Here is a 24,402-nt window from a genome sequence, read left to right on the forward strand (position 1 = left end):
TGCAACGCCGAACCGGTCCGCCTGGTCACGGCGCGGCCCCAAACTTTCAAAGAAAGTTTGTAGTCAAATCCTGTTCAGGATTTGAAGTCAGACTTTCGCGAAAGTCTGACCGCTTTACCTTTCAGCGTTGTGCCGCTAGTGCTGAACCGCGATACAAGGGAGCACGCCATGGCCAACGACCTTTTCAATTCCTTCATGTCCGGGCCTGACGAACAGGGCCGGTTCGGGATTTTCGGAGGACGCTTCGTCAGTGAAACGCTGATGCCGCTGATCCTGTCGTTGGAAGAGGAATATGAGAAGGCCAAGACCGACCCGAGTTTCTGGGCGGAGATGGACGATCTTTGGACCAATTATGTGGGCCGACCCTCGCCGCTCTATTTCGCCGAGCGGCTGACCGAGCATCTGGGCGGCGCCAAGGTCTATATGAAGCGCGACGAATTGAACCATACCGGCGCACACAAGATCAACAACGTGCTGGGCCAGATCATCCTGGCGCGCCGCATGGGCAAGACCCGGATCATCGCCGAAACCGGTGCTGGACAGCATGGTGTGGCGACCGCGACGGTCTGCGCCAAGTTCGGCCTGAAATGCGTGGTCTATATGGGGGCCCATGACGTGCGCCGCCAGGCGCCCAACGTGTTCCGCATGCGTTTGTTGGGGGCCGAAGTGATCCCGGTCACCTCGGGCCGGGGCACGCTCAAGGACGCGATGAACGACGCGCTGCGCGACTGGGTGACCAATGTGCGCGACACGTTCTACTGCATCGGCACGGTTGCTGGCCCGCACCCCTATCCGGCGATGGTGCGCGATTTCCAGTCGATCATCGGCAAGGAAGCCAAGGAACAGATGATGAAGGCCGAAGGCCGTCTGCCCGACACCATCATCGCCGCCATCGGCGGTGGCTCTAACGCGATGGGCCTGTTCTACCCCTTCCTCGACGATACAAGCGTCAACATCATCGGGGTCGAGGCCGGCGGCAAGGGCGTCAACGAGAAGATGGAACATTGCGCCTCGCTGACCGGCGGGCGTCCGGGCGTTCTGCATGGTAACCGGACCTATCTGCTGCAGGACGACGATGGCCAGATCCTCGAAGGCTATTCGATCTCGGCGGGCCTCGACTATCCGGGCATCGGGCCGGAACATTCCTGGCTGCATGAGGTCGGGCGCGCCAAATACGTGTCGATCACCGATATGGAGGCGCTGGAAGCGTTCAAGCTCTGCTGTGCCACCGAGGGGATCATCCCAGCGCTCGAACCCAGCCACGCGCTGGCCCATGTGATGAAACTCGCACCAGAGCTGCCCAAGGATCACATCATCATCATGAACATGTGCGGCCGGGGCGACAAGGACATCTTTACGGTGGCCAAGTTCCTGGGATTTGACATGTCCGATACCGAGGGGCGCGACGCCGAGGATTGATCCGGGCGCGGATCAGTCGCGCCCGATGGCGTGGCGTTGCAAAACCTCCAGCGGGACCACCTCGAGCGCGCGCCGGTGGGTCGCCTCCAGATGCACCTGCGGGCCGCAGCCTTCGTCGGCGGCCTGCATGAAGCGCGCGGCGCACAGGCACCAGCGGTCGCCGGGCTTCAGCCCGGCAAAGCCGAACTCGCGCCGGGGCGTGCTGAGGTCATTGCCGACATATTTGGAATAGGCCAGAAACTCGGCCGTCATCACCGCGCAGACGGTATGGCTGCCCTGATCCTGCACACAGGTGTTGCAATGCCCGTCCCGGAAGAATCCGGTGACGGGATCGGTCGAACAGGGCGCCAGCGCCCCGCCAAGGACATTGAGACTCGGGTCGGGGGTCATGGTCCGATCCTACAGGCTTTGCGCGATCTTGCGGAACATTTCTATGTTGGCCTCGTTCACGCCCTCGCCGCGAAAACCCCGATCGGCGCCGGTGGTGACGATCATCACCCCGCGCGGCTGATCGAAATAGATGTACTGGCCATAGACGCCGCGCGCCAGAAACTCGCCCGGACCGGCACCAACCGGGATCCACCATTGATAGCCATAGCCGATCTTGCCCGCCGCCGTCGGGGCGCTGGCGGCGGTCGAGGCGGCAATCCAGCCCGCCGGCACCACCTGCTTGCCACCATAGCTGCCGTCTTGCAGGATCATCTGGCCGAACCGGGCATAATCGCGGGTGGTGAAATTGAGCCCGCCCAGCACAAAGGCGACCCCGGCGCCATCGGTGATGTAATAGCCGTCACGCTCCAGCCCCAGCGGCGCGAGGATCTTTTCCGTCAGCAGGTCGGTGACACTGCGCCCGGTGGCGCCCCGGATCACCATGCCGATCACATGGGTGTCGATCGAGACATATTGCCAGGTCTCGCCGGGGGCGGCGAAACTGTCGGTAAAGCTGGCGGCGAAATCGTCCAGCGTGCCGCCCAGCGCCACCACCCGGCCCATCCGGTTGATGTCGGAATTCTTGTCGAAATAGTCCTCGTCAAAGGTGACGCCGCTGGCCATGTTCAGCACGTTGCGGATGCTGGCGGGCTCATAGGCGCTGCCCTTGAGCTGAGGCACATACTTCACGACCGGATCGTCGATCGAGGCGATGGCGCCTTCCTCCAGCAAGACACCGAGCAGGGCGGAGAGATAGCTTTTGGCCACCGACCACGAGATGCGGCGATCGTCGGGGGAGGTGCCGAGGTAATATTCCTCGAACCGTATCTGGCCGTCCTTCATGACAAGAAGAGAGGTGACCGCCCGCTCTTCGATCCAGTCGGTGCCGCCGGTGGGCAGCTCATAGGCGGCGCCATGGGGCAGGTCCGAAGTGGGGCCGTTGCCCCGGGCAACCGGGGCGGTCAGAAAGGCCGCATCCATATGCGAGAAGTTGGCGACGATCTTTTCGGCGTTGAACAGAGAGTTCACCGCGAGCAGCCGGTTGATCTCTTCCCATTTCCAGACGCCGATAACGCCGGCGGCCAGGATCAGGGCCAGCAGGGCCCGGCCCAGCCATTTTCCGAATACGCGCATGTCACTTCTCCGATGGGATCATGCCCGCAGGGTGGCAAGGCGGCGGGCGCGGCGCAACCGCAACGTGACGGCAGCGGGTTACTTGAAGCGGTCGACCAGTTTCTGCAGCGGGCTGCGGGCGTCGGGCAGGGGGGCGGTTGCCGGGGCGGGCGATGCTGCCGGGGCAGGCGGCTCCTCCGCCCTGGCGGGCGTCTTCGCCGGGGGCCGCCCGGTCCCGGTCGAGGGGCGCGGTGGTGCGGTGCGCAGGGCGACCGAGTTCATGAACCTTGCCCCGTCGCCGGCGGCCAGATGTGGCGCGCCTTCCGAGACGCCGCGCAGCACATCCTCCAGCCAGTCCTCGTCGGCGCGGGCGAAATCGTGCAGCACATAGCCCGCCACCGCTTCCTTGCGGCCGGGATGGCCGATGCCCAGCCGCACCCGGTCATAGGCGGCACCGATATGGTCGTGGATCGAGCGCAGCCCGTTATGGCCCGCATGGCCGCCGCCCGCCTTGACCTTGACCTTGCCGGGGGCAAGGTCAAGCTCGTCATGCAGCACAGTGATATCGGTGCTGTCGAGCTTGTAGAACCGCATCGCCTCGCCTACCGACTGACCCGAGCGGTTCATGAAGGTCTCGGGCTTGAGCAGCAGTACCTTTTCGCGGCCCAGCCGGCCTTCGGCGATCTGGCCCTGGAACTTGACCCGCCAGGGACCAAAGCCGTGATCTTCGGCGATCCGGTCCAGCGCCATGAAGCCGATGTTGTGCCGGTTGCGGGCGTATTTCGCGCCCGGATTTCCCAGTCCGACGAACAGTCGCATGTCGGGCCTCTTGCTTTTGCCTGTGCCACCCCTTCTTGCCGCCTGTGGCGGCAAAAGGCCAGACGGCGCCCGGGGTGCGGCGAACAAAAAAGGCGGGGCCAAGCGTGGCCCCGCCTTCAGATGTGTCGACGGTTTCGAAGATTACTCTTCGGATTCGCCTTCTTCATCCTCTTCCTCGGCAGCGGAGGCGGCCAGACCCGACGGAGCCGAGATGTTGGCGATCACGAAGTCGCGCTCGACGGTCGGCTTGGCGCCTGCGGGCAGGGTGACGCTGGAAATGGTCACAACGTCGCCGATGTTCAGGCCCGTCAGATCAACGGTGATGCTTTCGGGGATGTCGCCTGCGGTGACTTCCAGTTCCACCTCGGGGCGCACAACGGTCAGCACACCGCCTTTTTTCAGGCCCGGTGCCGCCGCGTGGTTCACGAAGTCCACGTGGATGAACAGCTTGATCCGGCTGGTACGACGCAGGCGCATCAGGTCCAGGTGGGTCGGCAGGTCCTTGACCACGTCACGCTGCACGTCGCGGCAGATCACGCGGACATCCTCGTGGCCTTCGACCTTGAGGTTGAAGAGCGTCGATTTGAACCGGCCCGCCTTCAGCATCTTGAGCAGACGGTTGAACGGGATCTGGATCGGCAGAGGCTCGTTGTCGCCACCAAACACAATGCCAGGAACCATGCCGTCGCGGCGTGCCTGACGAGCGGCGCCCTTGCCTGTCCCCGTCCGTTCCAGAGCTACGAGATCAGGAATCTCTCCAGCCATGATAATATCTCCAAGGTTAGGGCGGGGCTCCTCCAAGGCTGTAGCCCCGCGTGAAGCCGCGCTCTTACAGGGAATCGGCTGGAAAGAAAAGGGGGGATGGGCAATCAGGCCCATCCCTCAAATCATCAGGCCCAGCGGCCGCCGAAATCCTCGGGCACCAGCAGGTTGTGGCGACCCAGGTCGGCCACGTTCCGTTCGCCGCACAGCGCCATGGTGGTATCCAGTTCCTTGCGGATCACCTCAAGCGCGGTGGTCACACCCTTTTGCCCCATGGCGCCCAGCCCATAGACAAAGGCGCGCCCGATCATGGTGCCCTTGGCCCCCAGCGCCAGCGCCTTGAGCACGTCCTGTCCCGAGCGGATGCCGCTGTCCAGATGCACCTCGATATCGCCGCCCACCGCATCCATGATCTCGGGCAGAACCCGGATCGAGCTGAGCGCGCCATCCAGCTGGCGGCCGCCATGGTTGGACACGACAATGGCATCGGCGCCCAGCTTGGCCGCCATTTTCGCGTCTTCGGCATCCAGGATCCCTTTCAGGATCACCTTGCCGTCCCACTGCTCCATCAGTTTGGCGACCTTGCCCCAGTCAAGCGTCGGGTCGAATTGCTCAGCGGTCCAGGCGCCCAGGTTGGCGGTGTCGGATACACCGTGCACATGGCCCACGATATTGCCGAAATTGCGCCGTTTGGCGCCCAGCATCTCGATCCCCCAGGCCCATTTGGTCATCAGGTTGGCGATGGTCCTGGGCGTCAGTTTCGGCGGGGCGGACAACCCGTTCTTCAGGTCCTTGTGGCGCTGACCCAGGATTTGCAGGTCAAGCGTGATCACCAGTGCCGAGCAGTTGGCGGCCTTGGCCCGCTGGATCAGGCGGCTGGTATAGTCGGTGTCGCGCATGGTGTAGAGCTGAAACCAGAACGGGCGGCCCGTGGCCTCGGCCACCTCCTCTATCGAGTTGATCGACATGGTCGACAGCGTAAAGGGCACGCCGAATTCATTGGCGGCGCGGGCGGCCTTGATCTCGCCATCGGCATGCTGCATGCCGGTCAGCCCCACCGGCGCCAGCGCCACCGGCATCGCCACGTCCTGCCCCACCATCTGGCTGGCGGTCGAGCGGCCCGACATGTCCACCGCCACCCGCTGGCGCAAGCGGATCAGGTCGAAGTCAGAGGAGTTCTCGCGAAAGGTCTGCTCGGTCCAGCTGCCGCTCTCGGCATAATCGTAGAACATGCGCGGCACGCGGCGTTCATAAATGCGCTTGAGATCTTCGATATTGGTGATGACGGCCATATCCTGTCCCTCGAAATTGGTTAGTTTTCCTTACCAATACTTTCTTCGCTTGGCAACTCGCTCTGTCCGCGACACTGTGCACCCGGCACTGCAGCAAGGGCAAATGGCATGACGATGTATTGGGAGGATTTTCCCGCCGGGTTCCGTTATGAATCCGATCCCTGGGAAATGACTGGCGAAGAAATCATGGATTTCGCGCGCAAATGGGACCCGCAACCGTTCCACATCGACCCCGAGGCCGCCAAGGATGGCCCGTTCGGGGGGATCATTGCCAGTGGCTGGCACACGCTCGTCACCGCGTTCGAGCGTTGGTATGCCTCGGGCCTGTGGGCCGAGGCCTCGATGGGCTCGCCGGGGATGACGGATGTGAAATGGATGGTTCCGGTGCGCCCGGGCGACCGTTTGCGGGTGGTGGCGACTGTGATCGACAGCACCGCGTCGCGTTCGCGGCCCGATCGGGGCCGGATCACGGTGCTGAGCGAGATCTACAATCAGGACGGCCAGAAGGTCGCCGAATACTCGGGCATCAACATCCTTCGGCGTCGGCCCTGAGGGTCAGGCGCTGTGGGCGCCGTCCGACAGCGTTTTGACAAAGGCCAGAACCTCGGCCACCGGCTTGCCCGCGCCGATCTGGCCGACGATGGCCGAGCCGACAACCGCGCCGTCGGCTACGCTGGCAATGGCGCGCGATTTCTCGGGCGTGTTGATGCCGAAGCCCACGATCACCGGCAGGTCGGTCGCGGCCTTGATCCGGGCCACTTCCGGGCCGACATCCGTTGCCTCGGCCTCGGCCGACCCGGTGATCCCGGTGATTGACACGTAATAGACAAAGCCCGAAGTGTTCTGCAGCACGCGCGGCAGGCGCTTGTCGTCGGTTGTCGGTGTCGCCAGCCGGATGAAGTTCAGCCCGGCCGCCTGCGCGGGCAGGCAAAGCTCGCTGTCTTCCTCGGGCGGCAGATCGACCACGATCAGCCCGTCGATCCCGGCCGCCTTGGCATCGGCCAGGAACCGGTCGACGCCGCGGCTGTAGATCGGGTTGTAATAGCCCATCATCACGATGGGGGTGGTGTTGTCCGTCTTGCGGAACTCGGTCGCCAGATCCAGCGTCCGCTGCAAGGTCATGCCGCCATCCAGCGCGCGCTGTCCGGCCAGCTGGATGGTGGGCCCGTCCGCCATCGGGTCGGTAAAGGGAAGACCCAGTTCGATGATATCCACCCCAGCGCCGGGCAGGCCCTTGACCAGCTCCAGCGAGGTATCGAAATCCGGGTCCCCCGCCATCACATAAGAGACAAAGGCTTTCTTGCCTTGGGCTTTCAACTCGGCGAATTTGGCGTCGATACGGGTCATCGGGCGTCCTTGCGTTCTGCTATCGGCCCGATGTGCAGAAAACCGCGCGGAAAATCAATCCCACACCCGACGCGCGGCTCAGAAAGAGCGGTGAAACCGCAGCAGGACCGAGTTGACGCCAGGGTTGAAGTCGGAAATCGAGGCATTCGATTTGTGCGTGATCGCCAGCGACAGCGCGTTGCCATTGTCAAAGCGATAGCCGACACCAAAAAGGCTGCGCACCTCGAACCGGCTGCCGAGCGTGTTGCTGTCTTCGCCTTCGATGTACAGACCGGGCAGGACGCTGGCCTCGATGAACCAGTTGCGGTCCAACGCGTATTCGCCCGCCACACCTGCGCCCAGGTGGAAATCGCCATTGTTATGAACCGTGGCTGCCCCGGCCAGCCGCGCGCTGAGCCGGCCCCGCTCCCAGAAGGGGGTATGCTGGTATTCCAATGACAACACCCCCTGATCGCGCGAGCCGTTGTGCTGAAAATCGGCGTATCCCACCCCCAGGATCAGGGATTGCGCCTGCGCTGTTCCGGTCAGCCCCAGGGCCAGGATCGCGGTGAGGAGGAACTGTTTCATGTCGGTGCCACTTCTTGTCTTGCCGTTCGGTCGACCATGTGTGTACCGATCGGTACGCCTTCAAGCGGACTCACTGGGGCATTTCGGTTTTGTGAAGCTTTGAAACAAAGGCGCGCGCCCGTGGCTTGCGCATTTGCCCGGACCCGCCTAGAAGGCCCCGTCGGATGGCATCAGGAGACGGTCATGGGTTTCAAAATGGGTATCGTGGGTCTGCCGAACGTGGGCAAATCGACCCTGTTCAACGCATTGACCCGCACCGCGGCGGCGCAGGCGGCAAACTTCCCCTTCTGCACCATCGAGCCCAATGTGGGTGAGGTGGGCGTGCCCGATGCCCGGCTGGACAAGCTGGCCGCGATTGCCAAGTCGAAACAGATCATCCCGACCCGCATGACCTTTGTGGACATCGCCGGTCTGGTCAAAGGCGCCTCCAAGGGCGAGGGGCTGGGCAACCAGTTCCTGGCCAATATCCGCGAGGTTGACGCCATCGCCCATGTGCTGCGCTGTTTCGAGGATGGCGACGTGACCCATGTCGAAGGCCGTGTCGATCCGGTGGCCGATGCCGAGACCATCGAAACCGAGCTGATGCTGGCCGATCTGGAAAGCATCGAGAAGCGCCGCGCCAATCTGGTGCGCAAGCTCAAGGGCAATGACAAGGACGCCCAGCAGCAGGACCGTCTGCTCGCCGTGGCGCAGGCCGCGCTCGAGGATGGCAAGCCAGCCCGCGTGGTCGAGGTCAGTGACGAAGACGCCAAGGCGTGGAAGATGCTGCAACTGTTGACCACCAAGCCGGTGCTATACGTTTGCAACGTGGGCGAGGCCGAGGCGGCCGAAGGCAATGCCCATTCCGCCCGCGTCGCCGAAATGGCCGCTGCGCAGGGCAACAGCCACGTGATCATCTCGGCCCAGATCGAGGAAGAGATCAGCCAGCTTGAAGATGACGAGGCCGCCATGTTCCTCGAAGAGATGGGGCTGGAAGAGGCCGGGCTCGACCGTCTGATCAAGGCGGGCTACGCGCTGTTGCATCTGGAAACCTATTTCACCGTCGGCCCGAAAGAGGCACGCGCCTGGACCATCCGACAGGGTACCGCCGCGCCGCAGGCGGCGGGCGTGATCCATGGCGACTTCGAAAAGGGCTTCATCCGCGCCGAAACCATCGCCTATGACGACTATATCGCCTGCAATGGCGAGCAGGGCGCCAAGGAAGCGGGCAAGATGCGGGCCGAGGGCAAAAGCTACGTCGTCAAGGACGGCGACGTGCTGCATTTCCTGTTCAACACCTAAACAAGCAAGCCCAGCAGCGGCAGGCTGACCAGCCCGTAAAGCGCGATCAGGCCAAGGCTCATGCTCAGGCCGCGCAGCCCGTCATGGCCGGTCAGATAGCCCAGTCCATGGCCCAGCCGCGCCAGCGCAAAGGCCAGGATCCACAGCTGCGCCGCACCGATATCGGGGCTGGCAAAGCTGACCGCCAGGGCGGCAAAGGTAAAGACAGCCAGATTCTCGGTGGTGTTGCGATGGGCGTTCTGGCGCCGCTCCAGCTCTTGCCAGCCAATCTCGGCCACCGCGCTTTTGGCATGCGCGCTGGCCTGCCATTCCTCGGGCGTGGTGCGGATGCCATGGGCCAGCCGGGTCAGTTCGGTCGAGGTCATCAGCCAGCTGTGATTGATCACCAGCAGCACCGCCGCCCCGATCAGCGCCCACAGGATCCCGGACGCGGGCAGGGCGGCAACCGGCGGGGATGGGTCGAACAGCACCAGATTGACCAGCACCGCCACCGCTGTCAGCGCCACCGGATAGGCCAGGATGATGCGGGCAAAGACACGCCTGCGCGCGGGGTCGGGGGACATGGCGGTCTCGCTCTGGGAACCTGTCGGACCCATGGTCTAGCGCAAAGCGCGGAGCCTGTCGAAGACTTCGCGCACGGCGCCTGCGGGCGCCCGTGCATCTGTTTGTGCGAATCCAGAACCATGTTAGCGTGCGAATGAGTTTTGGAGCGAGGAGAGTGAGCGGTGTCGGGCAAACTGGTGATCACGAATATCGGTCTGTTGCTGTCGGGCAAGATGGAAGAGCCGATCTATGACGGCGACTGCGTCATCGCCATCGACGGGCGGATCTCGGATTGGGGATACGAGGGTGATCTGGACACCGAAGGCGCCGACACGCTGATCGACGCCAATGGGGTAACGCTGGCGCCCGGTTTGATCGACAGCCATGTGCATCCGGTGGTGGGTGATTACACCCCGCGCCAGCAGCAGCTGCATTGGATCGACAGCACCCTGCATGGCGGCGTGACCACGCTGATCTCGGCGGGCGAGGTGCATATGCCGGGCCGTCCCAAGGATATCGTCGGCCTCAAGGCGATGGCGATCGCAGCGCAGCGCTGGTACGAGAATTTCCGCCCCTCGGGTGTCAAGGTGATGGCTGGCGCCCCGGTGATCGAACACGGCATGGTCGAACAGGATTTCAAGGAACTGGCCGATGCCGGGGTCAAGCTGCTGGGCGAGGTCGGTCTGGGCACCGTCAAGGACGGCAAGACCGCCCGCCAGATGGTCGATTGGGCGCGCAAATACGGCATCCAGTCCACCATCCATACCGGCGGCCCCTCGATCCCCGGTTCGGGCCTGATTGACGCCGACATGGTGCTGGAGACCGGGACCGATGTGATCGGCCATATCAACGGCGGTCATTCGGCGCTGCCCGATGACCAGATCATGTGCCTGTGCGAAAGCTGCACTGCCGGGCTTGAGATCGTGCATAACGGCAACGAGCGCGCGGCGCTCTTGACGCTGAACACCGCGCGCGAACTCAAGCAGATGGACCGGATCATCCTGGGCACCGATGGGCCTGCGGGTTCGGGTGTGCAGCCGCTGGGCATCCTGCGCATGGTGGCGATGCTGTCGGCGCTGGGCAATGTCCCGGCCGAGATCGCGTTCTGCTTTGCCAATGGCAACACCGCCCGCCAGCGCGAGCTGGATACCGGCCTGCTGGAGCGCGGCTATGCCGCCGATTTCGTGCTGATGGATCAGGCGCAGCACGCGCCGGGCAAGACCATTCTGGAATCGGTGCAGCTGGGCAATCTGCCCGGCGTCGGCATGACCGTGATCGACGGGGTGGTGTGCAGCGAGCGCAGCCGCAACACCCCGCCCGCAACCCGCTTGCCCCGGATCGTCAGCTAGGGCAGAACCTGCCCTGACGTCACCGGCAGGGAAAGGGCAGGCAGATGAGCGCACCGTTGCAAGGGCTGAAAGTGGTCGAACTGGCCCGCATTCTGGCAGGGCCCTGGATCGGCCAGACCCTGGCCGATCTGGGCGCCGAGGTGCTCAAGGTCGAAAGCCCCGAGGGCGACGACACCCGCAAATGGGGCCCGCCCTTTATCGAGCGCGAGGGCGACCGCTCGGCTGCCTATTTCCACGGCGCCAACCGGGGCAAGACCTCGATCGCGCTGGATTTCGGCGATGCGGGCGACCGGGCCAAACTGCTGGACCTGATCCGCGAGGCGGATGTGCTGATCGAGAATTTCAAGGTCGGCGGGCTGAAGAAATTCGGCCTCGATTATGACAGCGTCAAAGAGGTCAACCCGCGCCTTGTCTATTGCTCGGTCACCGGCTTTGGACAGGACGGCCCCTATGCCCATCGCGCCGGATACGATTTCCTGATCCAGGGGATGAGCGGCATCATGGACCTGACCGGCGATCCGGCGGGCGAGCCGCAAAAGATCGGCGTGGCCTTTGCCGATATCTTTACCGGGCTTTACGGCGTCATCGGCATTCAGGCGGCGCTGGCGGAACGCGCGCGGTCGGGTATGGGCCAGCATGTGGATCTCAGCCTGCTCGATTGCATGACCGGGGTGCTGGCCAACCAGGCGATGAACTTCCTTGCCTCGGGGCAATGCCCGACACGTCTGGGCAATGCCCATCCCAATATCGTGCCCTATCAGGTGTTTCCGGTGGCCGATGGCCATATCATCATCGCCTGCGGCAATGACCGGCAATATGGCACGCTCTGCACCATTCTTGGTGTGGCCGAGCTGATCAATGACCCACGCTTTGCCACCAATCCCGACCGGGTCGCGCACCGGGCCGAGATGACCGAGTTACTGACGACGGCCTGCCTGAAATGGACCAAGGCGGATCTGCTGGCCGCGCTGGAGCAGGGCGGCGTGCCGGGCGGGCCGATCAACTCGGTGGCCGAGGCGCTGGCCGACCCGCAGATCGCCCATCGCGGCATGCGGATCGAGCCCGAGGGCGTGCCGGGCCTGCGCACGCCGATCCGGTTTTCTCGCTCGGAGCTGGTGCTGGACAAGGCCTCGCCGAAACGGCCGGTCAGATCATGACAGCTTGGCCAGCAGCCTGAGAAAGCTGCGCTGTTCGGTGGGGGACAGGGGGGCGAGCGTGTCGGCGGTGATGCGCGCGCCCGCGTCCTTCATCCGGGCCACCAGGGCCGCGCCCTGCGGCGAGAGCGAGATCAGCATCCGCCGCTTGTCACCCGGATCGGGCTCGGCCAGCGTCAGCCCCTTCTGCCGCAGCCGATCGACCACGCCCTTGATCGTGGCCACGTCCATCGCGGCCAGTCGGCCCAGCTGGTTTTGCGAGCATTTGCCATGTTCGGACAGCCGCACCAGCGCGGCGAACTGGGTCGCGGTCAGCCCCTCGATGGTCTGCGACTGAAAGATCGCGGCATGACGCTGGCTGGCCAGCCGCAGCAGATAGCCCACCTGATCGTCCAGCCGATAGGGCTCTGCCCCGTGTTGCGCCGTGTCGTCCATCACCCTGTGCACCGGAATTTGCAATGACCCGCCTTACCGCAAGGGCAGGCAGGTCACAACCGTCAGACCGCCAGATACTGTGCCGAGACCTCGGGGCGGGCGTCGAGATCGGCAAAATCCCCCTCGTAGCGCATCGTGCCCTTTTCGATGATATAGGCCCGGTCCGACACCTCGCGCGCGAAATGCAGGTTCTGTTCGGACAGCAGCACCGACAGCCCCTCGCGTTTGAGTTCCGAGATGACATTGGCCATCTGCTCGACGATCACCGGGGCGATGCCTTCGCTGGGTTCGTCCAGCAGCACCAGCGCGGGGTTGCCCATCAGGGTGCGGGCGATGCTCAGCATCTGCTGTTCACCCCCCGACAGCTGCTTGCCCAGGTTCTGGCGGCGCTCGGCGAGGTTGGGGAACAGCTGGAACAGGTGGTCGGCCGACCAGTGCGGCGCGCCCTCGCGGGCCGGGCGGCGGCCCACCTCCAGGTTCTCCTCGACCGTCAGCTCGCCAAAGATGCGTCGGTCTTCGGGGACATAGCCGATCCCGGCGCGACAGATCAGATGCGACGCCCGGCCCAGGATGTTCGTGCCGTCAAGGCGGATGCTGCCGCCGGTCTGGCGTACCAGACCCATCACCGATTTCATGGTGGTGGACTTGCCCGCGCCGTTGCGGCCCAACAGCGCCACCACCTCGTTGCGGCCCAGTGTCAGCGACACGCCGTTCAGGATCTGCGCCCGCCCATAGCGGGCGGTCAACCCGTCGATCTCAAGCATGGGCGCCCTCCTTGTCGAACAGGCGGCCACCGCCCAGATAGACCTCTTGCACCAGCGGGTTGGCGCGGATCTCGGCGCCGGTGCCCTCGGCGATCAGCTGGCCGCGGTTGAGCACCAGGATCCGGTGGGCATGGGCAAACACCACGTCCATGTCATGTTCGGTGAACACGACCGAGACATGCCCGCGCGCCACGATATCCGCCGTCAGCGCCATCAGCGCCACCCGTTCGGACGGGGCCATGCCGGCCGTGGGCTCGTCCATGAGGAGCAGCGCCGGCTCATGCGCCAGCGCAATCGCCAGTTCCAGCCGCTTCAGGTCGCCATAGGCCAGTTCCGAACAGGGCCGGTCCGCCTGTTCGCGCATCGACACCAGATCGAGCAGCGCCATCGCCTCGTCCAGAAACAGCCGGGTCGCCCGCGAGAACAGGTCATAGACCCGGCGGTGATGCGAGATCAGCGCCATCTGCACATTCTCCAGCACCGTCATCGACAGGAAGGTCGCGGTGATCTGAAAGGTGCGCCCGACCCCCAGCCGCCAGATCCGGCGCGGCGGCGTGCCGATCAGTTCGCGCCCGTTCAGTTTGACCGAGCCCGCGCTGGGCGGCAAATAACCGTTGAGCATGTTGAAACAGGTGGTCTTGCCCGCGCCATTGGGGCCGATCAGGGCGAGGAACTCGCCCTGTTTCAGGTCAAAGCTGACATCGTCGACGGCCTGCAAACCGCCAAAGGCCTTGGAGAGGCCGCGGACCTCAAGAACCGGGCTCATGCCGCATCCCTCCGCACCAGCTGGATCAGCCGCCGGACCCCGCCCGCGATCCCGTCAGGCGCCAGCAGGACCACGGTCAGGATGATGCCGCCGAAGATGAAGCGCCAGTAATCCAGCCGGCTGACCCAATCCTCGATCAGCACCATCGCCATGGCGCCATAGACTGGCCCTGCCAGCGCATGGATGCCGCCCAAGAGGACCATGATCAGCCCGTCGATACTGTGACCGATGCTGAGCGCGTCGGGAAAGACCGAGCCCTTGGAGAACACGAAGACCGCGCCCGCCAGACCGGCCAGCGTTCCGGCGAGCGTAAAGCCCATCCATTGATGGAACCTTGTGTCGATGCCGATCGCCTCGGCCCGGATGCGGCTGTCGCGCACCCCGCGCAGGGTATAGCCAAAGGGCGAATGCGCTACCCGTCTGAGCAGCCAGATCCCGCCCAGGCAGAGGACCAGCGCCAGATAGAAATAGACCTGGTCGGATTTCGCCCATGCGGCGGGCCAGACCCCCAGAATGCCGTCATCGCCGCCGGTGACATCCTGCCACTGAAAGGTGACGCCCCACAGAATCTGCGCCGCAGCCATGGTCAGCATGGCCAGATAGACGCCCGACAGGCGCACGCAGAACCAGCCAAAGAACAGTGCCGCCAGCGCCGCCGCAACGGGACCCAGCGCCATGGAGGGCAGCATGCCCCAGCCCAGCATCTTGGTCGCCATCGCGGCGGCATAGGCGCCGACCCCGAAATAGGCGGCGTGCCCGAAACTGACCATGCCGCCCACACCCATCATGAAATGCAGCGACACCGCAAACAGGGTCGCCACCATCACATCGACCAGCAGGATGGTGGTGAAATCCGACACCACCGCCGGGCTGAAGGCGAGCATCGCCACCAATGCCAGCAGCACCATGGTCGATCTCTGGTCCAAGAGGCGCAGCGGCTGCTCCGGCTCTTCCGCGCCGCCATGCTCGCTGCCGGGGCGGCCAAACAGACCATAGGGCCGCACGATCAGCACCGCTGCCATCACGACGAAGGGCAGCACGATGGAAATCTGCGGAAAGATCAGGATGGCGAATGCATTGAGGACCGAGATCAGAACGGCGGCGACAAAGGCCCCCGTGACGCTGCCCATGCCGCCGATCACCACCACCACAAACGCCTCGCCGATGATCGACAGATCCATTTGCAGCGACACCGCCTCGCGCGGGATTTGCAATGCGCCACCCAGCCCGGCCAGCGCCGAACCCAGCACGAAGGCCGCCGAGAACAGCCAGGCCTGATTGACGCCCAGGGCGCCCACCATCTCGCGGTCCTGGGTGGCGGCGCGCACCAGCACGCCCCATCGGGTGCGGTGAAACACCAGCCAGATCGCGGCCAGCACGGCGGGGCCGATGGCGATCAGGGCAAGGTCGTATTCGGGGATCGGTTCGCCCATCAGGCGCACGGCGCGATCAAGGCCTGGGGCGCGCGGGCCCAGCAGATCTTCGGCCCCCCAGATCGCCAGCGTCAGGTCCTGCACGATCAACACAACGCCAAACGTGGCGACCAGCTGGAACAGTTCCGGCGCCCGGTAAATGCGGCGCAGGATGGTCAGTTCCACCACCAAGCCGATACCGCCCACCAGCACCGCCGCCGCCAGCACGCTGAACCAGTAACCCGGGATGCCACCCTGTAACGTGGTCACCAGCGTATAGGCCAGATAGGCCCCCAGCATGTAGAACGAGCCATGGGCAAAGTTCACGATCCGGGTCACGCCGAAGATGATCGACAAGCCCGACGCGATCAGGAACAGCGAGGACGCGTTCGCCAGTCCCGTCAGCAATTGTGCGAGATAAAAGCCCATCAGGCCGGTCTTCCTCTGGTCAGGTCAGGGTCCCGAGGGGCGCGCGGCCCCTCGGGTCGCTTTTGGCTCACTCCGCCGGGCGCAGCTTGGCGGCTTCTTCCTCGGACGGCAGATAGGCCGCACCATCGGCATAGAACCAATCCACCATCTTGGGCTGGCCATCGACCAGCGCGGTCTTGCCCACATAGGCGCCCATGGTCGACTGGTGGTCGGCGGCGCGGAACATGAACGGGCCGGTCGGGCTGCTGCTCACTTCCAGACCTTCCATCGCGGCCAGCATGGCCTCGGTCTCGGTGGATCCCGCCTTGGTGATCGCGGCGGCAATCGACAGGACCGAGTTGTAACCCACGATCGAGCCGGTCTTGGGCGCCTCGCCGAACTTGGCGATATAGGCCTCGGCAAAGGCCTTGTGCTCGGGCGTGTCGATGTCGGTCGAGGGGTAGCCGGTCACGATCCAGCCATTCGGGGTCTCGCCCTGAAGTGGCTCCAGGTATTCCGGCTCACCGGTCAGCAGCGACACCACGGGCCGGTCGTCGAACAGGTAGCGCAGCGACCCTTCGCGCACGAACTTGGCCAGATCGCCGCCAAAGGTGACGTTATAGATCGCGTCGGGTTTGGCCGCCTCGATCGCGCGCACGGTGGGGCCAGCGTCGATCTTGAAGACCGGCGGCCACTGCTCCTCGACAAACTGCACGTCGGGGCGCAGGCGTGTCAGTTCCGCCTTGAAGGCCGCGACCGCGTCCTGACCATAGGCATAGTTGGGCGCCACGGTCGCCCATTTCACCGCGTCCAGCTTGGCCGCCTGTTCGGCCAGCATGGCGGCCTGCATATGAGTCGACGGCCGCAGGCGATAGGTGTATTTGTTGCCCTTGGACCAGACCAGCGCATCGGACAGCGGTTCCGAGGCCAGGAAGAACACCTGTTTCTGGTTGGCGAAATCCGCGACCGCAAGTCCGATGTTGGACAGGAAGGTGCCAAAGATCATCACAGCGCCTTCCTTGGCGATCAGTTCCTCGGCGATGCGGATGGCGGTGGCCGGGTCGCCGGTGTCGTCGCGGCTGACCACGACAAGGTCCTTGCCCAGCACGCCGCCAGCGGCGTTGATCTGTTCGATGGCCAACTCCCAGCCCTTCTTGTAGGGCTCGGTAAAGGCGGGCAGGCGGGTATAGCTGTTCACCTCGCCCAGCACGATGGTATCGGCGGCCCGGGCGATCTGAGGCGTCAGTGCCGCCAGCGGCAATGCGGCCAGAGCGCCCAGAACGGTACGTCTGATCAGTGTCATGTCATTTCCCTCCGGTTGATCTGTTGGTCTCAAACGGGCCGGTTGCTCCGGCCTCTGTCTGGGCGGCCCGCCCGTGGGGCAGGCCGCGAGGCTCATCTCAGGCCGTCCTTGCCTTCGGCCGCGTCATGGGTCAGCCCCCCGACACGCGGCAGCGGGCGGCCGCTGTCGGTGACGGCAACCGCCACCATGATCTCGTTGGCGCGCGGCGCATCATTCAGCCGCACCTCGATCCCGTCGAAATGGCTGCGGACATAGGCCGCGTCCTTGTGGCCCAACGGCACGTCCAGCACCTGTCCCGGGCTGCCCATCTTCTTGGACGAGGGCACCAGTGCGGCGCCTTTTTCCACCGCCTTGCGCAGGGGCGCGCCCAGTTTCGGATGCAGGATGGCGGCGGCATGTTCCAGCTCGCCATTCTCGCCCACCATCGCGGATTTGCCATAGCTTTCGGCCTGCTCGGGCCGGATCCCCAACGCCTGAACACAGCGTTCGCCCAACAGCGCGCCCAGTTCGGCACCGGTGTCCATCAACTCGGTCAGGTCCTCGACATAGCGGCCCGCAAACGGGTTCTCGATCACCGCCACGGCCACCGCCTTGCGGGTGGGCGGGGATATCTCGCGGCCCGCTTCGATCCGGGTTTCCTCAATGAATACAGCGATCTTGCGGATCTTGGTCATCTCAGCCCGTCCTCTCCCTTGATCTGCCAGGCCTCCAGACCGCCCGAGCGGGAATGCACCCGCGGGCCGGTGCTCATCACCAGCACCAGCGCCATCTCGTCGGCGCGGGGCGCATCGTTACAGCCGACCTCCATACTGTCGAAATGGCTGCGCACGTAAGAGGCGTTGATATGGGTGATCGGCACGTCCAGCCGGGCGCCGACACCGCCCACCTTTTTCGACGAGGGGACGATGGCATTGGCGCTGCCCAGAAGCTGCCGCATCGCGTAACCCCCCGGCGCATGCCAGAGCGCCCCATGTTCCAGCTCGCCCGCCTCGCCGATCAGGGCGCCCTTGCCATAGCCCTCGATCCGCTCGGGCCCGCCGAGCATGTCCAGAAGCTGTTGCGCCATACTCAGGCCAAGCGGCTTGAGATCCTCCATGAACCCCTGGATCTCGGGTTCGTACCGCCCGGCAAAGGGGTTCTTGAGGATGCTCATGACCGAGGCCCGGCGCAGCGGGGTTGCGGCCACCGGGCCGCCCTCGTGCCAGATCTCTTCCAGTGCCGAAACGGTTTTTCTGAGGATCAGGTCAGGCAAGGGCAAGCCTCCTTTCAGGGGCGATCACGGGAATGGCGCCGGCTTGGCAGCTCTGTCCGCGCAAGGACAGATGGGCGGAGCGGATGTGTCCGTTGGCGATCATTTCGACGGCCAGTTTCCGCCCGTTTTCAAGGGCATGCAAGACCTCGTTGCGGTCAAGGGGGCCGCAATGGGTGACAACGGGGCGCTGTCCCAGATCGCTGTCGTCCTTCACCGTGTTGGCAGGTGCGCGGCGGATCGCGGGATGGCCGGGCAGGTCGGTCGCGTTGGCGATCAGCGTGGCCGCCGCATCGGCACCGGCCGCGCTGGGCGCCAGCACCGTGACACTCTCGGCGATGCCGAGGCTGAGGCTGCGGCCACCGAGGCCTGAGGTGGCGATGCCGCCGATCCTATCTCCCGTACCGAGGGAGATGCGGCCAAGGTCGCGCCCGTCGGGCGTGGCCATGGCGAGGGTGAAACGGGTATCGCCCGTCAGGTGCAGGGCGATGTCACCGCCGTTGTTGACATAGGCGCGGGTCAGCGGCGTGGAGGAGAGCATCGCGGCCAGCACCTCGTCGGCCACGGCACCGGCAACGGCGGCCATGCGGGTGAGGCGCAAAGCCATCAGCGGGCGGCAGGCAGTGTCCATGCGCCGGGCCACCGGGCCAAGGGGCAGGGGCGCGTCGGGCGCAAGTTCGGTTTTCAGGAGCGGCAGTTCACCGACCAGCTCGGCCAGTACCGTTTCGAACCGCGCTGTCGCGGTGACAAACGCCGCCTCGCGCGCGCCCGGTCCGCCCTCGGCCCCGATGATCAGGTCAATGGGGCCGTGCTGCAAATGCAGCCGCTTGCCATCGGGCAGAAGGGCGGCGACGGCTCTGGTCATTCGTCCTCTCCCCGCGACCAGCGGTAATTCTCGCGCGCGTTTGGGTCGGGCTGGCTGTCGCGCTTGCCCAGCTTGCGGTCGCGCTCCGAGATCACCTGTGCCACCGGTTTGATCTCGCTGACATGGCCGCCCAGCGTGCCGTAATCGCTGACCCGCATGGTAAATTCCATCGGCGCCACCAGCGCGGGCGTGGGCACATAACCGAAGGAGTTCGAGGGCATCTCGGTCACGTCCACCATCACGGTGATGCCGCCGCCGGGCCAGACATAGGCCGCTGCCCCGCCGCAGGAGACATGGGTGAGCGAGGATTTCACCGATTTGGTCAGCCGCACCGGGTTCTCGGTGACGCCTGCGCGCAAGCTACCGCCCGCACCGCCCATGAACAGGACCGAACAGACCGAGGGTTCGCAGTTTTCCGCGATCAGCTCCGCCGAGGCGCGCAGTTTCTCGGGGATCGGAACCGGTTGCGGCACCAGATCGGCATCCAGCTCGTAATAGGCGAATTGCTCGCCCGTGGTCGAGACCATCATCAGCCGCAGGCCGGGCCAGGCCACATCGGGCTTGAAGGCGTTGAGAATGACCAGCGGGTCCTCGACATTCGTGCCGCCCCAGCCGGTGCCGGGATCGGCCACCTGGAAATAGCGGCCCGGGGTCGAGCGGCGGCCCTTGATGCGGATGCCGGTGGGTGGCACATCCAGCATCTTGCCCGCCTGATGCTCGCTGAGCACGCCGGTGATATGGTCGTCGACCACCACCACGTCATCGGCATGGCCCAGCCATTGTTTTGCGAACATGCCGATGGCGGCAGAACCGCAGCCGACGCGCATCAGCTTTTCCTCGACCCCGTTGATGATGGGGGCGCGACCGGCCTGCACGATCAGCGTGGTTTCATGGCCCGGCTCGCCGATCACCATCTCGACCGCTTCGCAATTGCACAGGCGCAGGAGCGCGTCACAGGTGACGCGGCCCTCTTTCTTGGAGCCGCCGGTCAGGTGTTCGACGCCGCCCAGCGACAGCATCTTGGAGCCGTATTCGCTGGTCATCACATGGCCGATGGGTTCGCCATCGACCCGCACCACGTCGCGTTCGTGGCCGATATGGCGGTCGGTGTCGATCTTCACCTTGACGCCGCAGTAGGAGAAGATGCCTTCGGTCACCACGGTGACCATGTCGACGCCTTCGACCTGTTGGCTGACGATAAAGGGGGCGGGCTTGTAATCGGGATAGGTGGTGCCTGCACCCACGGCGGTGACAAAGGCGCGGTTCTGCTGGACGATGTTGCCATCCCAGTCGTCGCCTGTCTGCGCATCCTTGAGGAAAGGCACGACGCGGGTGCTGCCGCTTTCGATCACGGTGAGCGCGTCGAGGCGGACAAGTTCGCCGCCATGGTTGGCATAGCGGTCGCAGGCGCCGGATTTGCCATCGGCGATGTAGCAGAGCACCGGGCAAGCGTCGCAGCGGATTTTCTCGGGGCGGATACGCTCAGTCATGTCCGGCCTCCTTCAGCGCGGCGCGCAGGCGGGCGGGGGTGACCGGGGTCTGGCGGATGGCAACGCCGGTGGCGTGGCGTATCGCGTTGAGGAGCGCAGGCGCGGTGGGGATCAGGGCGTGTTCGCCCAGGCCCTTGGCGCCATAGGGGCCGTGCTCGTCCGGGTCCTCGATGATCAGCGTCTCGATGGGCGGCACGTCGCCGATGGTGGGGATCAGGTAGTCATGCAGGTTATCGGTGCGGCCGGGGATGTATTCCTCCATCAGTGCCATGCCGAGACCCTGGGCGATGCCGCCCTCGACCTGGCCCTCGACCAGAGCGGGGTTGACCGCATGGCCCACGTCATGGGCGGCGGTGAAGCGGAGCGGGCGGATTGTGCCCAGCCGCGTGTCGATCTCGACCACCGCCAGATGGGCGGCATAGCCGAACTGGGCGTAAGGCACGCCCTGGCCGTTCTTGTCCAGCGGCTTGGTGGGCGGGTCATAGGTCTCGGTAGCGCCCAGCACATAGCCGTCGGCGTCAGCGGGTAGGTCGGTGAGGTCGATCACATGGGCGCGGTCCGTGTCGGTGACATGGATCCGGCCCTGGTCGAGCGTCAGGGTCGCCTCGGGCCCCGCATTGACGCGGGTCAGGATCGCGGCGCGCAGCGCCGCCCCTGCCAGCCTTGCCGCATTGCCGGTGACAAAGGTCTGGCGCGAGGCCGAGGTCTTGCCCGCGTCGGGCGTCAGGTCGGTATCGGGGCCGATCAGTTCAATCCGGTGGGTCGGGATGCCAAGCGCGGTGGCAAATAGCTGGGTGATGACGGTATTGGCGCCCTGGCCGATATCCATCGCGCCCTGATGCAGCACGAGTGTGCCGTCGGCGCGGATACCGCATTTGATGGTCGAGGGGTTGGGCAGCGAAGTGTTGCCGCAGCCATACCAGCCCGCGGCGATGCCGACACCGTGTTTCAGGACGGTGTTCCCGGCGTTGAACGCCTCGGCCGCGGCGCGTTCGCGGGTCCAGTCGGGTTTCAGGGCCTGCAAACAGGCCCGGATGCCGACGCCCTGGGTAAAGACCTGGCCGCAGACGGTCGGCTGGCCGGTTGCCAGCGCGTTGATCAGGCGAAACTCCAGCGGATCCAGCCCCAGTTTCTCGGCCAGCTCGTCGAACAGGGTTTCCTGCGCAATGGCGGCCTGCGGCACGCCAAAGCCGCGGAACGCGCCCGAGGGCGGGCAATGGGTGTGGACGCCCTGCGCCTCGGCCCGGTAATCGCGGATAAAATAGGGGCCGGAGCCGTGCACCGGTACCCGGTTGGCCACGGTCGGCCCCCAGCTGGCATAGGCGCCGGTGTTGAAGCGGCCTTGCAGGGAGAACCCTTTGAGCCGCCCGTCGGTGCTGGCGCCGATGCGCAGGTGCAGCTCGGAGGGGTGGCGCTTGGTGCTCATCTGCATCGACTGCACCCGGCTATAGGCCAGCCGCACCGGCTGACCCGTCTTCAGCGCGGCAATCGCCAGATAGGGCTGCACCGACATATCAAGCTTGGCGCCGAAACCGCCGCCGACGCCGGTGGGGATGATGCGGATGCGATCAGGGCCAAGGCCCAGCACCATCTGCAAGCCGTCGCGGTCCAGCACCGGGGCCTGGGTGCAGGCATGCACCACCACCTTGTCGCCGTCGAGATAGGCATAGCCCGCCTCGGGCTCGATATAGGCGTGTTCGACAAAGGGGGTGGCATAGCGCGCCTCGACCACCACGCCGCTTGCGGCCAGCGCCGCCTCGGCATCGCCGCAGGCGACAAAACCGGTGACCATGACATTGCCCGCGCGGTCGGGGTGCAGCTGGGGCGCGCCGGGGGCGGTTGCGTCCGCGATGTTTTCCACCGCGTCGAGCCGGGTCCATGTCACCGGGAAGAGGGCGAGGTCGAGCGTCGCGGCCACCTCGGGCGGGGCGACGATGGCGGCGACGGGTTCGCCGCGAAACCGGGTTTCCGTTTCGGCAAACACGGGCTGATCCTCGAACCCCGGCATCACGCCGAACCGGTTGCGGCCCGGTAGGTCAGCGGCAGTCAATACCGAGACCACGCCCGCGTGAGCGCTGCGCCAGCTCTCAATATCGCCCAGTGTGAAACCCGCGCGGGGGTAGGGCGCGCCGACCAGCAGGATTTCCAGCGTTCCGGCGGGGGCGACATCGTCGCCATAAGCCTCGGTCCCCGCCACCTTGCCCGCGCCGTCGAGCCGGGGGATGGCCGTGCCGGAATGCCCGTCCCCCGCAGGGGCGGCGAGCAGAGGCGCGCCCGCCCGCATCACCGCCTGGATGATCTTGCGATAACCGGTGCAGCGGCACAGCACGCCGCCAAGCGCATCCAGCACCTGCGTCTCGGTCGGCTCCGGGGTTTCGCGCAGCAGAGCGGTCGTGGCCACCATCATGCCCGGCGTGCAGATGCCGCATTGCGCCGCGCCATGGGCGAGGAAACTGTCGGAAAGGCGCTCTGCCACCGGATCGTTCGACAGCCCCCTGAGGGTGTCCACCCGGCGGCCTGCCACCTGATGCGCGGGCGTCAGGCAGGCGCAGACCGGGGCGCCGTCGACCAGCACGGTACAGGCGCCGCAATCGCCCGCGTCGCAGCCCACCTTGACCTCGCGCGCGCCGCAACGCTCGCGCAGCATCCGCGACAGGCGCTCACCCGGTTGCGGGCTGGCGCTTGTGAGCGCGCCGTTCAGGGTGAAATCCGTTGTCGTGGACAAGGGACGGTCCATCACTGTCCTCCTGCGGCGCGGATGGCGCGGATGATCTGCTCGGCCACCGCGTCCAGCCGGTATCCGGCGCTGCCGCGAATATCGTCGATGGGCGAGAGCGGCGCGAGGTGGCCTTGCCCGACCGTTACGTCCTGCGGGCGCTGGCCGATCAGATCGGCCTCGAGCCTGCTCAGCCGCTGCGCCACCGGTGAACAGGCGCCCACCGCAACGCAGGCATGGTCGATCCGTCCCCTTGCATCGCAGCCGACCACCACCGCCACCATGGCGATGGAAATCACCAGATAGCGCCGCGCGCCCAGCTTGGTGAAGGCGCCACGCGCATGGGTGGGTGGATTGGGCAGCAGAAGGGCACTGACCAGCTCTCCCGGTTGCAGGGCGGTGCGGCGGACACCGGTCAGGAACTCTGCCAGCGGCAGCACGCGCTGGCCGGTGGACGAGGTCAACTCGACCCGCGCCTCCAGCGTCAGCAGCGGTGGCACCCCGTCGGCGGCGGGCGAGGCATTGCACAGGTTACCCGCTACCGTGCCTGCATTCTGGATCTGGATACTGCCGACCTCGCGCGCGGCGGCGCGCAGGCCGTCAAAGGCGGGCGGCAGGTCGGCCCGCGCGATCTGGGTCCATGTGGTGGTGGCCCCGATGCGCCAACCCTCTGCCCCTCGGCTGATACCCTGAAGGGCCGTGATCCGTGTCAGGTCAAGGATATCCCGGTCAAACGGCGCCGTTCCCTGCGCCGGATAGACATCGGTGCCACCCGCGACAACGCGCACATCCCCCTTCGCAAGACGGTCAAGCGCGTCCTTCAACAAGGCAGGGGCGTGATAGGCCATGAGCGTGGTCTCGTCCGTCCGGTGAATTTCATTTGTACGCTAACGGTATTTCCCGGTTTCGATTCGTGTCA

At 65.4% G+C, this 24,402-nt stretch carries 24 protein-coding genes; 5 read left to right on the forward strand and 19 right to left on the reverse strand.

Going from position 1 to position 24,402, the window contains the following annotated elements:
- Positions 1–168 precede the first annotated feature (168 nt).
- Complete coding sequence (gene trpB / locus SPO_RS04075; RefSeq protein WP_011046557.1) at positions 169–1,419, forward strand: tryptophan synthase subunit beta; 1,251 nt, start codon at positions 169–171, stop codon at positions 1,417–1,419.
- A gap of 12 nt (positions 1,420–1,431) precedes the next feature.
- On the opposite strand, the gene SPO_RS04080 is transcribed toward trpB, so the two are convergent.
- The 5 genes from SPO_RS04080 to SPO_RS04100 form a co-directional block, all read right to left on the reverse strand.
- A complete protein-coding gene (locus SPO_RS04080) occupies positions 1,432–1,809 on the reverse strand; it encodes a DUF2237 family protein (protein WP_011046558.1) in 378 nt (125 codons plus the stop codon).
- A gap of 9 nt (positions 1,810–1,818) precedes the next feature.
- A complete protein-coding gene (locus SPO_RS04085) occupies positions 1,819–2,982 on the reverse strand; it encodes a serine hydrolase domain-containing protein (RefSeq protein ID WP_011046559.1) in 1,164 nt (387 codons plus the stop codon).
- A 78-nt stretch (positions 2,983–3,060) separates the two neighbouring features.
- Positions 3,061–3,780, reverse strand: coding sequence for an aminoacyl-tRNA hydrolase (gene pth, locus SPO_RS04090; RefSeq protein WP_011046560.1), 720 nt, complete (start codon positions 3,778–3,780; stop codon positions 3,061–3,063).
- 141 nt (positions 3,781–3,921) lie between these two features.
- A complete protein-coding gene (locus SPO_RS04095) occupies positions 3,922–4,545 on the reverse strand; it encodes a 50S ribosomal protein L25/general stress protein Ctc (protein ID WP_011046561.1) in 624 nt (207 codons plus the stop codon).
- A gap of 125 nt (positions 4,546–4,670) precedes the next feature.
- Positions 4,671–5,834, reverse strand: a complete 1,164-nt coding sequence (locus tag SPO_RS04100; protein ID WP_011046562.1) for an alpha-hydroxy acid oxidase — start codon at positions 5,832–5,834, stop codon at positions 4,671–4,673.
- A gap of 108 nt (positions 5,835–5,942) precedes the next feature.
- Between SPO_RS04100 and SPO_RS04105 the strand changes: the two genes are divergently transcribed.
- Positions 5,943–6,386 (forward strand): MaoC family dehydratase, encoded by a 444-nt coding sequence (locus tag SPO_RS04105; RefSeq protein ID WP_011046563.1) that lies wholly within the window; start codon positions 5,943–5,945, stop codon positions 6,384–6,386.
- Between the two features lie 3 nt (positions 6,387–6,389).
- Here the strand turns inward: SPO_RS04105 and trpA are convergent, their stop codons facing one another.
- Positions 6,390–7,181, reverse strand: a complete 792-nt coding sequence (trpA, locus tag SPO_RS04110; RefSeq protein WP_011046564.1) for a tryptophan synthase subunit alpha — start codon at positions 7,179–7,181, stop codon at positions 6,390–6,392.
- A gap of 78 nt (positions 7,182–7,259) precedes the next feature.
- Positions 7,260–7,748, reverse strand: coding sequence for an acyloxyacyl hydrolase (locus SPO_RS04115; RefSeq protein ID WP_011046565.1), 489 nt, complete (start codon positions 7,746–7,748; stop codon positions 7,260–7,262).
- A gap of 183 nt (positions 7,749–7,931) precedes the next feature.
- Between SPO_RS04115 and ychF the strand changes: the two genes are divergently transcribed.
- Complete coding sequence (ychF, locus tag SPO_RS04120) at positions 7,932–9,029, forward strand: redox-regulated ATPase YchF (protein WP_011046566.1); 1,098 nt, start codon at positions 7,932–7,934, stop codon at positions 9,027–9,029.
- On the opposite strand, the gene SPO_RS04125 is transcribed toward ychF, so the two are convergent.
- Complete coding sequence (locus tag SPO_RS04125) at positions 9,026–9,592, reverse strand: MAPEG family protein (RefSeq protein ID WP_158454156.1); 567 nt, start codon at positions 9,590–9,592, stop codon at positions 9,026–9,028. The two genes, ychF and SPO_RS04125, sit on opposite strands and share 4 nt — an antisense overlap.
- 213 nt (positions 9,593–9,805) lie before the next feature.
- Between SPO_RS04125 and SPO_RS04130 the strand changes: the two genes are divergently transcribed.
- Positions 9,806–10,921 (forward strand): amidohydrolase family protein, encoded by a 1,116-nt coding sequence (locus SPO_RS04130; RefSeq protein WP_051420418.1) that lies wholly within the window; start codon positions 9,806–9,808, stop codon positions 10,919–10,921.
- Positions 10,922–10,965: 44 nt separating this feature from the next.
- Positions 10,966–12,078, forward strand: a complete 1,113-nt coding sequence (locus tag SPO_RS04135) for a CaiB/BaiF CoA transferase family protein (RefSeq protein WP_011046569.1) — start codon at positions 10,966–10,968, stop codon at positions 12,076–12,078.
- Here the strand turns inward: SPO_RS04135 and SPO_RS04140 are convergent.
- From SPO_RS04140 to SPO_RS04190, 11 genes are all read right to left on the reverse strand, one after another.
- Positions 12,073–12,510 carry a MarR family winged helix-turn-helix transcriptional regulator gene (locus tag SPO_RS04140; RefSeq protein WP_011046570.1) on the reverse strand — a complete coding sequence of 146 codons (438 nt, stop codon included), beginning with the start codon at positions 12,508–12,510 and terminating at the stop codon, positions 12,073–12,075. The genes SPO_RS04135 and SPO_RS04140 overlap by 6 nt on opposite strands.
- A gap of 62 nt (positions 12,511–12,572) precedes the next feature.
- The gene (locus SPO_RS04145; protein ID WP_044027912.1) at positions 12,573–13,274 is read right to left on the reverse strand and encodes an ABC transporter ATP-binding protein; all 702 of its coding nucleotides are present in this window, start codon (positions 13,272–13,274) and stop codon (positions 12,573–12,575) included.
- Complete coding sequence (locus SPO_RS04150; RefSeq protein WP_011046572.1) at positions 13,267–14,040, reverse strand: ABC transporter ATP-binding protein; 774 nt, start codon at positions 14,038–14,040, stop codon at positions 13,267–13,269. The genes SPO_RS04145 and SPO_RS04150 overlap by 8 nt, the downstream gene beginning before the upstream one ends.
- Positions 14,037–15,881 (reverse strand): ABC transporter permease, encoded by a 1,845-nt coding sequence (locus tag SPO_RS04155; RefSeq protein WP_011046573.1) that lies wholly within the window; start codon positions 15,879–15,881, stop codon positions 14,037–14,039. The genes SPO_RS04150 and SPO_RS04155 overlap by 4 nt, the downstream gene beginning before the upstream one ends.
- Before the next feature lie 67 nt (positions 15,882–15,948).
- A complete protein-coding gene (locus SPO_RS04160) occupies positions 15,949–17,163 on the reverse strand; it encodes an ABC transporter substrate-binding protein (RefSeq protein WP_044027914.1) in 1,215 nt (404 codons plus the stop codon).
- 92 nt (positions 17,164–17,255) lie between these two features.
- Positions 17,256–17,837 carry an amino acid synthesis family protein gene (locus SPO_RS04165; RefSeq protein WP_011046575.1) on the reverse strand — a complete coding sequence of 194 codons (582 nt, stop codon included), beginning with the start codon at positions 17,835–17,837 and terminating at the stop codon, positions 17,256–17,258.
- Positions 17,834–18,415 (reverse strand): amino acid synthesis family protein, encoded by a 582-nt coding sequence (locus SPO_RS04170; protein ID WP_044027915.1) that lies wholly within the window; start codon positions 18,413–18,415, stop codon positions 17,834–17,836. The genes SPO_RS04165 and SPO_RS04170 overlap by 4 nt, the downstream gene beginning before the upstream one ends.
- A complete protein-coding gene (locus SPO_RS04175; protein WP_011046577.1) occupies positions 18,408–19,277 on the reverse strand; it encodes a UPF0280 family protein in 870 nt (289 codons plus the stop codon). Before SPO_RS04175 ends, SPO_RS04170 begins: the two co-directional genes overlap by 8 nt.
- Complete coding sequence (locus SPO_RS04180) at positions 19,274–20,767, reverse strand: hypothetical protein (RefSeq protein ID WP_011046578.1); 1,494 nt, start codon at positions 20,765–20,767, stop codon at positions 19,274–19,276. Before SPO_RS04180 ends, SPO_RS04175 begins: the two co-directional genes overlap by 4 nt.
- Complete coding sequence (locus SPO_RS04185) at positions 20,760–23,504, reverse strand: molybdopterin-dependent oxidoreductase (RefSeq protein ID WP_044027917.1); 2,745 nt, start codon at positions 23,502–23,504, stop codon at positions 20,760–20,762. Before SPO_RS04185 ends, SPO_RS04180 begins: the two co-directional genes overlap by 8 nt.
- Entirely contained in the window at positions 23,504–24,331 is an 828-nt protein-coding gene (locus SPO_RS04190; RefSeq protein WP_011046580.1) for an FAD binding domain-containing protein, read from the reverse strand. Before SPO_RS04190 ends, SPO_RS04185 begins: the two co-directional genes overlap by 1 nt.
- Positions 24,332–24,402: the final 71 nt, after the last annotated feature.

Source organism: Ruegeria pomeroyi DSS-3, assembly GCF_000011965.2.
Lineage (GTDB): Bacteria > Pseudomonadota > Alphaproteobacteria > Rhodobacterales > Rhodobacteraceae > Ruegeria_B > Ruegeria_B pomeroyi.

Coding starts and splice junctions, on each gene's coding strand:
- trpB (WP_011046557.1), top strand. CDS start 169: ATGGCCAACGACCTTTTCAATTCCTTCATGTCCGGGCCTGACGAACAG.
- SPO_RS04080 (WP_011046558.1), bottom strand. CDS start 1,809: ATGACCCCCGACCCGAGTCTCAATGTCCTTGGCGGGGCGCTGGCGCCC.
- SPO_RS04085 (WP_011046559.1), bottom strand. CDS start 2,982: ATGCGCGTATTCGGAAAATGGCTGGGCCGGGCCCTGCTGGCCCTGATC.
- pth (WP_011046560.1), bottom strand. CDS start 3,780: ATGCGACTGTTCGTCGGACTGGGAAATCCGGGCGCGAAATACGCCCGC.
- SPO_RS04095 (WP_011046561.1), bottom strand. CDS start 4,545: ATGGCTGGAGAGATTCCTGATCTCGTAGCTCTGGAACGGACGGGGACA.
- SPO_RS04100 (WP_011046562.1), bottom strand. CDS start 5,834: ATGGCCGTCATCACCAATATCGAAGATCTCAAGCGCATTTATGAACGC.
- SPO_RS04105 (WP_011046563.1), top strand. CDS start 5,943: ATGACGATGTATTGGGAGGATTTTCCCGCCGGGTTCCGTTATGAATCC.
- trpA (WP_011046564.1), bottom strand. CDS start 7,181: ATGACCCGTATCGACGCCAAATTCGCCGAGTTGAAAGCCCAAGGCAAG.
- SPO_RS04115 (WP_011046565.1), bottom strand. CDS start 7,748: ATGAAACAGTTCCTCCTCACCGCGATCCTGGCCCTGGGGCTGACCGGA.
- ychF (WP_011046566.1), top strand. CDS start 7,932: ATGGGTTTCAAAATGGGTATCGTGGGTCTGCCGAACGTGGGCAAATCG.
- SPO_RS04125 (WP_158454156.1), bottom strand. CDS start 9,592: ATGTCCCCCGACCCCGCGCGCAGGCGTGTCTTTGCCCGCATCATCCTG.
- SPO_RS04130 (WP_051420418.1), top strand. CDS start 9,806: ATGGAAGAGCCGATCTATGACGGCGACTGCGTCATCGCCATCGACGGG.
- SPO_RS04135 (WP_011046569.1), top strand. CDS start 10,966: ATGAGCGCACCGTTGCAAGGGCTGAAAGTGGTCGAACTGGCCCGCATT.
- SPO_RS04140 (WP_011046570.1), bottom strand. CDS start 12,510: ATGGACGACACGGCGCAACACGGGGCAGAGCCCTATCGGCTGGACGAT.
- SPO_RS04145 (WP_044027912.1), bottom strand. CDS start 13,274: ATGCTTGAGATCGACGGGTTGACCGCCCGCTATGGGCGGGCGCAGATC.
- SPO_RS04150 (WP_011046572.1), bottom strand. CDS start 14,040: ATGAGCCCGGTTCTTGAGGTCCGCGGCCTCTCCAAGGCCTTTGGCGGT.
- SPO_RS04155 (WP_011046573.1), bottom strand. CDS start 15,881: ATGGGCTTTTATCTCGCACAATTGCTGACGGGACTGGCGAACGCGTCC.
- SPO_RS04160 (WP_044027914.1), bottom strand. CDS start 17,163: ATGACACTGATCAGACGTACCGTTCTGGGCGCTCTGGCCGCATTGCCG.
- SPO_RS04165 (WP_011046575.1), bottom strand. CDS start 17,837: ATGACCAAGATCCGCAAGATCGCTGTATTCATTGAGGAAACCCGGATC.
- SPO_RS04175 (WP_011046577.1), bottom strand. CDS start 19,277: ATGACCAGAGCCGTCGCCGCCCTTCTGCCCGATGGCAAGCGGCTGCAT.
- SPO_RS04180 (WP_011046578.1), bottom strand. CDS start 20,767: ATGACTGAGCGTATCCGCCCCGAGAAAATCCGCTGCGACGCTTGCCCG.
- SPO_RS04185 (WP_044027917.1), bottom strand. CDS start 23,504: ATGGACCGTCCCTTGTCCACGACAACGGATTTCACCCTGAACGGCGCG.
- SPO_RS04190 (WP_011046580.1), bottom strand. CDS start 24,331: ATGGCCTATCACGCCCCTGCCTTGTTGAAGGACGCGCTTGACCGTCTT.